At 36.3% G+C, this 581-nt stretch carries 2 protein-coding genes; both read right to left on the bottom strand.

The window, feature by feature from the left end:
• Positions 1–3: 3 nt before the first annotated feature.
• A complete protein-coding gene (locus PEPTYR26121_RS08560) occupies positions 4–276 on the bottom strand; it encodes a head-tail connector protein (protein WP_180501012.1) in 273 nt (90 codons plus the stop codon).
• 10 nt (positions 277–286) lie between these two features.
• On the bottom strand, positions 287–581 hold a 295-nt coding region (locus PEPTYR26121_RS08555), incomplete at its 5' end, for a phage major capsid protein (RefSeq protein WP_180501011.1).

Here is a 581-nt window from a genome sequence, read left to right as displayed (position 1 = left end):
TCATTAGAACTCAGCCTTTCTCATTCCAAACAATAAAGCCCTTAGAGTTAAGTTTAGTTCAGAATAATCTGCCTCTTCTCTATGTTCATAAAGATAAGCAGTCATATAGAGGACTGCTATCTTTCCATTTGGATTTTTAGAAAGGTCTTCCTCAATTTCAACTCTGGCTATGTCCATAGAATGTTTGATTGATGATTGGATGAGAGATTCAATCATCTCATCCTCATCATCAAAATCCACCCTTAAATAGGACTTTGCCTCCTCAAGAGTAATCATAATTTACTCCTTAAGAAGTAGCACCAATTTTTAATAGTTTAACTGCTTCTCTTAAAACTAAGATTCCATCAACTCTTTCCTTGCCTAAGAAACCAACCATGCCATTACCAGCAAATAGTTCCTTTAAGTCTTGGAAAGACCTATTTCCTCTATCTCCAATCTTGTAGTATGAAAAATCGCCAAAGGCTACTGCAAGTTTTCCTTTATCAGCTTTTGGAGCAAAGGCAGATGTGTAGGCAGGATATCCTAAAAGTCTATCTGGTTCTCCATCTTTAAGTGATGGTTGCCAAATATATGCACCATTA

The sequence above is a fragment of the Aedoeadaptatus nemausensis genome (genome assembly GCF_903819165.1).
Classification (GTDB): domain Bacteria; phylum Bacillota; class Clostridia; order Tissierellales; family Peptoniphilaceae; genus Aedoeadaptatus; species Aedoeadaptatus nemausensis.
The sequence above is the reverse complement of the archived record's forward strand: the minus strand, read 5'-3'. Positions and strand labels throughout refer to the sequence as shown.

Coding starts and splice junctions, on each gene's coding strand:
- PEPTYR26121_RS08560 (WP_180501012.1), bottom strand. CDS start 276: ATGATTACTCTTGAGGAGGCAAAGTCCTATTTAAGGGTGGATTTTGAT.